Annotated in this window: 8 protein-coding genes; 6 read left to right on the top strand and 2 right to left on the bottom strand. The window is 70.7% G+C overall.

Annotated elements, in window-relative coordinates; translation table 11 throughout:
* On the top strand, positions 1-1344 hold a 1344-nt coding region (locus SCI24_RS08525), incomplete at its 5' end, for a transglutaminase-like domain-containing protein (protein ID WP_318724994.1).
* Between the two features lie 45 nt (positions 1345-1389).
* Positions 1390-1875, top strand: coding sequence for a glutathione peroxidase (locus SCI24_RS08520; protein WP_318724993.1), 486 nt, complete (start codon positions 1390-1392; stop codon positions 1873-1875).
* Positions 1876-1878: 3 nt separating this feature from the next.
* Here SCI24_RS08520 and SCI24_RS08515 read toward each other — a convergent pair whose 3' ends face one another.
* Complete coding sequence (locus SCI24_RS08515; RefSeq protein WP_318724992.1) at positions 1879-2265, bottom strand: hypothetical protein; 387 nt, start codon at positions 2263-2265, stop codon at positions 1879-1881.
* A gap of 196 nt (positions 2266-2461) precedes the next feature.
* Here SCI24_RS08515 and fabV point away from each other — a divergent pair, with 196 nt between their 5' ends.
* The 4 genes from fabV (at position 2462) to SCI24_RS08495 (ending at position 5948) form a co-directional block, all read left to right on the top strand.
* Positions 2462-3658: an enoyl-ACP reductase FabV gene (gene fabV / locus SCI24_RS08510; protein WP_318724991.1), complete on the top strand. Its 1197-nt coding sequence runs from the start codon at positions 2462-2464 to the stop codon at positions 3656-3658.
* A 64-nt stretch (positions 3659-3722) separates the two neighbouring features.
* Positions 3723-3935, top strand: a complete 213-nt coding sequence (locus SCI24_RS08505) for a hypothetical protein (RefSeq protein WP_318724990.1) — start codon at positions 3723-3725, stop codon at positions 3933-3935.
* Between the two features lie 109 nt (positions 3936-4044).
* Entirely contained in the window at positions 4045-5022 is a 978-nt protein-coding gene (locus SCI24_RS08500) for a GlxA family transcriptional regulator (protein ID WP_318724989.1), read from the top strand.
* 23 nt (positions 5023-5045) lie between these two features.
* Positions 5046-5948: a DMT family transporter gene (locus tag SCI24_RS08495; RefSeq protein ID WP_318724988.1), complete on the top strand. Its 903-nt coding sequence runs from the start codon at positions 5046-5048 to the stop codon at positions 5946-5948.
* Here the strand turns inward: SCI24_RS08495 and SCI24_RS08490 are convergent, their stop codons facing one another.
* Positions 5949-6566: a class I SAM-dependent methyltransferase gene (locus tag SCI24_RS08490; protein ID WP_318724987.1), complete on the bottom strand. Its 618-nt coding sequence runs from the start codon at positions 6564-6566 to the stop codon at positions 5949-5951.
* Between the last annotated feature and the right edge of the window lie 138 nt (positions 6567-6704).

The raw sequence follows: 6704 nt of genomic DNA, 5'->3' as shown, positions 1-6704 counted from the left end.
ACGCCGGACCAGCTGGCCGTCGCCCTGGAGCGCCCGGTCGATGCCTTCGTCCGCGAGGCGGCGCGCTCCCCCTGGCAGGCGCAGGAGGGCTCGCGCTTCAGCGCCGAGCTGCTGCTCGAGCCCGACAGCCGCCCCTGGCGCCCCTCGCTGGGCACGCCGCTGGCAAGCGAGAGCCGCCAGCGCTTCCTGGCCGACGGCACCCTGGAAGGGCTGACCCCGCTGAGCTCGCGCAGCCTGCTGAGGCTCTCCAGCAGCGGGGCGCCGCCGTCCCACCCGGACCCTGTCGGGTCTCGCTGGCACCGCCTGCTGCCCGACGGCGCCAACCCCCGTACCCGGGCCCTGGCGGAGCGGTTGTGGCGGGAGGGCGACGGCGACCCGGACGCCTATCTGGCGGCGATGATGGCGCGCTTCGGCGAGGCCCCCTATCGCTATACGCTCTCGCCGCCCCGGCTGGTCGGCGAGCACCGCGTCGATGACTTCCTGTTCGACAGCCAGGCCGGCTACTGCACCCACTACGCCTCGGCGGCCGCCGTGATGGCGCGCATGGCAGGCATCCCTGCGCGGGTGGTGGCGGGCTTCCTGGGCGGCGAGCGGCACCCGGATGGCCACTTCACGGTCAGAGACTACGATGCCCACGCCTGGGTGGAGGTGTGGCGCGACGGTGCCTGGCGGCGCCTGGACCCCACCGCGGTTATCGCCCCGGAGCGCATCGAGCAGGGCGCCCAGGCGGTCGATGACGGCGCCGAGGCCTTCCTGGCGGATGCCCGCTTCTCGCCGCTGCGCATGCGCCAGGTGGGCTGGGTGAACAGCCTGCGCCTGGAGTGGGAGCGCCTGGAGTACCGCTGGCAGCGTGGGGTGGTCGGCTACCAGCGCGAGTCGCGCCGCTCGCTGATGGCACGGCTGGCGGGCTGGTGGCATGACGCCTGGGCCCGGCTGGATGCGCTGCTGCCCGGCCGCGGTACCGTGACCACCGCGCTGGGCCTGGTGGTGGTGCTGGTCGTGGCGGCGGGTCTTGTCCTGCTGGCGCGTCGGGGCTGGCACCATCACCGGCGCCAGCGTGACGAGCGATGGCTGGTGGGCAGCCTGCAGGCCTGGCTGGCCCGGCACGGCCTGGGGGCCCTCTCCGGGGAATCTCCCGCCGCCCACCTGCGGCGCATTGCGCCCCGGGCCGGGCCGGCGGGGCGGGCGCTCGAGGAGTGTGCCCAGGACCTCGAGCGGCTGGCCTATGCGCCCCTCGAGGAGGCCGAGCGGCACCAGCGTCGGCGGCGTCTGGCTCAGCGGGTGGCGGAGGTGCGCCGCCGGCTGCCGAGGCGGCGCCGTGGCCCTGGCGGGGCTGGCGCGTGAAGGGCCGGCGTGTCATCGTAGTGGGTCAGAGAGCGAGCCCGAGCCATGTCCATCCATGACCACGAATGCCGCACCCAGAGCGGCGAGCCCTTCAACCTCCGTGCCCTGCGCGGCCAGGTGCTGCTGATCGTCAACGTGGCCAGCCAGTGCGGCTTCACCTCCCAACTGCGTGACCTCGAGCACCTCTACTGCCGCTATCGAGACCGGGGCTTCACCGTGCTGGGTTTTCCCTGCAACCAGTTCGCCCGCCAGTCGCCGGAATCGGCGCTGGACTTCTGTCACTTCGCCGAGCACGAGTACGGGGTCTCCTTCCCGCTGCTGGAGAAGGTCCGGGTCAACGGCCGCGGCGCCCATCCGCTGTTCGTCGAGCTCAAGCGCCAGGCACCGGGTGTGCTGGGGACCGGCATGATCAAGTGGAACTTCACCAAGTTCCTGGTTGGCCGGGATGGCCGGGTCATCCGCCGCTTCTCCCCCCGGGACGGCGAGGTGGCGTTGCGCGAGGCGCTGGAGAAGGCCCTGGACGAGCCCTGAGGGTCAGGGCATCTCGCCGCGTTCGACCAGCACCCGCCCCATCAGCTCGTTCCAGCGGTGCCGGGTCATCATGGTGGTCAGCCCCGAGAACAGCGCCCAGCTCTTGCGCCGCCAGCCGTTGAGCCGCAGGTTGTGGGCCACCAGCTGCTTCATCAGCTTGTAGTCGTCGAACGAGCGCCACTCGCCGGCCACCGACATCTGGTGGCGCGCCATGACCGGGGCAAGCTCCAGGCGGAAGACCCACTCCAGCTCGCGTACGGTCAGGTCGTGGCGCTGGATGACCGCGACCATGCGCGCATAGTCGGTCTCGCGGGGCTCGCGCTCCAGCCACAACGGGGCCAGCGCCAGCCACAGCTCGCCGCGCTCGTCGACCAGCGTCTGTGCATCCATCGCTACCCTCCTGCCACACGCGTTGCTCGGGACAAGCATCCTGCACCAGCTGCGCGGTCGCCTCAAGGGCGGACAGCCGCCGCCGGGGCCGCTAGAATGTCGCCCACTGTCCCTTCGATCCAGCCATCCGGCGCCTTCATTCCCCCATGCGGACGGGAGCGGTTGTCCCGTCCGCCGGACAACAACGAGGTCTGACGTGATCATCAAGCCCAAGGTTCGCGGTTTCATCTGCACCACCACCCACCCCGTCGGCTGCGAGAGGAACGTGCTCGAGCAGATCGAGGCGACCCGTGCCCGCGGTCTCGACAAGTCGAACGGGCCGAAGAAGGTGCTGGTGATCGGCGCCTCCAGCGGCTACGGCCTGGCGGCGCGCATTACCGCCGCCTTCGGCTACGGCGCCGACACCCTGGGCGTGTTCTTCGAGAAACCGGGTACCGAGAAGAAGCCGGGCACCGCGGGCTGGTACAACAGCGCCGCCTTCGACCGGTTCGCCAAGGCCGAGGGGCTCTACAGCAAGTCGATCAACGGCGATGCCTTTTCCCATGAGGCCCGCGAGAAGGCCATCGAGCTGATCCAGCAGGACCTCGGCCAGGTCGATCTGGTGGTCTACTCGCTGGCCTCGCCGGTGCGCAAGCTGCCGGACTCCGGCGAGCTCAAGCGCTCCAGCCTCAAGCCGATCGGCGAGACTTATCGCGCCACCGCCATCGACACCAACAAGGACGCCATCATCGAGGCCGAGGTGGAGCCCGCCACCGAGCAGGAGATCGAGGACACCAGGGCGGTGATGGGTGGCGAGGACTGGGAGCTGTGGATCGAGGCCCTGGACCGCGCCGGCGTGCTGGCGCCGGGCGCCCGCAGCGTGGCCTTCAGCTACATCGGCACCGAGATCACCTGGCCGATCTACTGGCACGGCGCCCTGGGCAAGGCCAAGGAGGACCTGGACCGCGCCGCCGGCGAGATCGACAAGCGCCTCTCGGCCTCCGGTGGCGGCGCCAACGTGGCGGTGCTCAAGTCGGTGGTGACCCAGGCCAGCGCGGCCATCCCCGTGATGCCGCTCTATATCGCCATGGTCTACAGGGTGATGAAGGAGAAGGGCCTGCACGAGGGCACCATCGACCAGCTCAACCGCCTGTTCGGCGAGCAGCTCTACGGTGGCAGCGCCGAGACCGACGAGGCCGGCCGCCTGCGCCTGGACGACTGGGAGCTGCGCGATGACGTCCAGCAGGCCTGCAAGGAGCTCTGGCCGAAGGTGACCACCGAGAACCTCTTCGAGATCACCGACTACGCCGGGTACAAGCACGACTTCCTGAAGCTGTTCGGCTTCGAGCGCGACGACGTGGACTACGACGCCGATGTGAACCCGGTGGCGGACTTCGATGTCGTGAACCTGTAGGAGCCCGCGTTTCCGGCAGCGGCCAGGGGCGCGGGACGCCGGTTCCAGCCAATGGAGGTGTGCCATGGATACCCGGGAGAGCAAGACGCCGGAAGAGGAACTGCAGCATCTCAAGGAGGTCAGCCAGCCCGAGGACTTCGAGCATCCCGAGCCGGATGAGGAGCAGCCCGAGGCGAAAGAGTCTTCCCACGGGCTGCACCGGGTGTTGCCCATCGTCATCGTGGTGCTCGGGATCCTCGCGGCGGCCATGCTGCTGCTGAGCGGCAACGCCCAATAGGCGGGCGGTCGCCGCTGGCCTCTCCTCGCGGCGGGGCTGTGGATCTTCCCGGCCTTGGGTAAGATGGGGGCTTTGCCCAGCCCCGGCACCCACCCAAGGCCAGATCCGCATGCCCGAGCCCCTCGCTTCCCTTCGTCCGACGTCACCGACGCGGCATGTCGGTGTCGTGGTGCTGCCCGGCTTCTCCCTGCTGGCCCAGGCCTGTGCCACGGAGCCCCTGGCGGTGGCCAACCGCCTCGAGGGGCGCACCCTCTATCGGCTCACCACCTTCGCCTGCGCCGCCGGCCCGGTGGCCAGCGCCTCCCTGCAGGCGCTGATGCCCCAGGCGGGCATCAATGAGGTGGATGAGCCCCTGGACCTGCTGCTGGTGTGCGCGCCGGGCCCGCTCTCCGGCAGCGTCCCCGGGTCCCTCATCGAGTGGCTGCAGCGGCTGGCCGGGGCGGGCGTGCTGCTCGGCGGCATCGGCGGTGGCACCGAGGTGCTGGCCCGGGCCGGGGTGCTGGATGGCTACCGGGCGACGCTCCCCTGGCAGCGCTTCGATGCCTTCTCCGAGGCCTTCCCCCGCGTGCGCCTCTCCCGCCAGCTCTTCGAGATCGACCGCGACCGCCTGACCTGCGGCGGTGGCACCGCCGCCATGGACATGATGATGACCCTGGTGGGCAGCCAGCACGGCCCCCGGCTGGCCGAACGCATCTCCGAGCACTTCGTGCTGGAGCGCATCCGCATGGGCGACGAGCCCCAGCAGGTCCCGCTGCGCTCACGGCTCGGCCATGCCCCCGAGAGCCTGGCCGAGGCGGTGGCGCTGATGGAGGCCAATATCGAGGAGCCCCTGACCACCCACGAGCTGGCCGAGCACCTGGGCATCTCCCGTCGCCAGCTCGAGCGACTGTTCAAGAAGTACCTGCAGGCGGTGCCCAGCCGCTACTACCTGGACCTGCGCCTGCAGCAGGCGCGTCGCCTGCTGCGCGAGAGCGACCGCCCCGCCGGCGAGATCGCCCTTCATACCGGCTTCTCCTCGGCGGCGCACTTCTCCACCGCCTACCGCAACCACTTCGGCATCACGCCCCGCGAGGAGCGGCTGGCCTGACCCTCTCATGCCATGGAGGCTCGATGAGCGCGCTGCGGCCCCACCTCTTCCTGCTGCTGGTGGTGACGATCTTTTCCGGCAACATCCTGGTCGGCAAAGCCCTGGCGGGCCTGCCGCCCTTCACCATCTCGCTGGGTCGGGTGGCCATCGCGCTGGTGGTCATGCTGCCGCTCGGCTGGCACCAGGCCCGGCACGGCTGGCCGGTCTTCCGGCGCCATTGGCGGCCGCTGCTGGGGCTGGCGCTCTCCGGGGTGGCCTTCTTCAATGCGCTGATCTACGCGGCGCTGAAGTTCACCTCGGCGACCAACGTCGCCATCCTCGAGAGCCTGATCCCGGTGGCGACCCTGCTGCTCAGCGTGCTGCTGCTCGGCGAGCGCTTCCGCCCCCTGCAGTGGTTCGGCGTGGTGGTCTCCCTGGGCGGGGCAGTGGTGGTCATCACCGCCGGGGAGGGCGCCGAGCTGGTGCCCGGCGGGGTCAACCCGGGGGACCTGATCATGCTGCTGGCGGTGCTGGTCTGGGTGGGCTACTCGCTGCTGGTGAAGGAGCACATGGCGCGCTTCCCGCGCTACGGCGGGCTGCTGGTCATGCTGGTGATCGCCAACCTGGCGCTGGCGCCCATCGCCCTGCTGGAGGGGGCCTGGCAGGTGGTGCCGAACCTCTCCACTGCCGAGCTGGCGGGGCTTGGCTATCTCGGCATCTTCCCCTCGGTGGTGGCGCTGCTGCTCTACAACAGCGCCCTGGCCGACATCGGCCCGACACGGGCCGCGGTCTACCTCAACCTGCTGCCGGTCGTCACCATGCTGGGGGCCTGGTGGTGGCTGGGAGACCAGATCCTCCCGGTGCAGGTGGTCGGCAGCCTGGTGGTGATCGCCGGCGTCTGGTGCACCATCTCGCCGCCCCGGGAGCGGGTCGCGCGTCCCGACTGATCAGGCGGGGCGGGCCACCAGGGCGCGGAACAGCGAGCCCATCATCACCGGCGTGTCCTGGTCGATGACGAAATCGGCCGCCTCCAGCAGCGGCCGGGCCTGGCGGGTGATGTCGGTGGCGATGGCCGAGGTGAAGGCGTTGAGGCCGCGTCGGGCCAGGCCGGCCGGTCGGTCGTCGGCCTGGAACTTGTCCATCACGCAGAGCTGGCCCTCCGGCTTCAGCACCCGCCGGGCCTCGGCGAGCCCCTTCGCGGGGTCGGGCATCACCGCCAGGATCAGGTGCATCACCACCACGTCGAAGTGGTCGTCGGGGTAGTCGAGGCGTTCGGCGTCCATGACCTCGGCCTGGACGTCCCGGCCCAGCCCCTCGGCGCGACGCCCGAGGCGCCTGACCATGGCCGGGGAGAGGTCGGTGGCGTGCAGCTCGACGTCCCGCGGCAGCCAGGGCAGGTCGAGCCCGGTACCGGCGCCGACCAGCAAGACCCGCATGCCGGGTTGCCAGGTCACCTGGCCCAGTGCCGTGCGGCGGGCCCCGCGGAAGGCGCGCCCGGCCACCAGGTCGTAGACCGGGGCATAGAGCCCGTAGCGGATCCGGTTCCAGGCCGTGGTGTTGAACATCTTGGACTCCTCGTCGGGGGGCCGCGGCGTGCGTAGGGTGGCGCGGCGGCTCCCTATTACACAACTCGCCGTCCCATTGCTGAAAGCCCCCCGCGCCGACGCTCCCTATACTCGAGGGATACTTGACCCGAATGATAG

Source organism: Halomonas sp. (genome assembly GCF_033549285.1).
Taxonomy (GTDB): Bacteria; Pseudomonadota; Gammaproteobacteria; order Pseudomonadales; family Halomonadaceae; genus Halomonas.
The sequence above is the reverse complement of the archived record's forward strand: the minus strand, read 5'-3'. Positions and strand labels throughout refer to the sequence as shown.

Bases quoted from the DNA above. Each gene is read 5' to 3' on its own strand.
- SCI24_RS08490 (WP_318724987.1), bottom strand. From the start codon at position 6,566: ATGTTCAACACCACGGCCTGGAACCGGATCCGCTACGGGCTCTATGCC.
- SCI24_RS08505 (WP_318724990.1), top strand. From the start codon at position 3,723: ATGGATACCCGGGAGAGCAAGACGCCGGAAGAGGAACTGCAGCATCTC.
- SCI24_RS08495 (WP_318724988.1), top strand. From the start codon at position 5,046: ATGAGCGCGCTGCGGCCCCACCTCTTCCTGCTGCTGGTGGTGACGATC.
- SCI24_RS08515 (WP_318724992.1), bottom strand. From the start codon at position 2,265: ATGGATGCACAGACGCTGGTCGACGAGCGCGGCGAGCTGTGGCTGGCG.
- SCI24_RS08500 (WP_318724989.1), top strand. From the start codon at position 4,045: ATGCCCGAGCCCCTCGCTTCCCTTCGTCCGACGTCACCGACGCGGCAT.
- SCI24_RS08520 (WP_318724993.1), top strand. From the start codon at position 1,390: ATGTCCATCCATGACCACGAATGCCGCACCCAGAGCGGCGAGCCCTTC.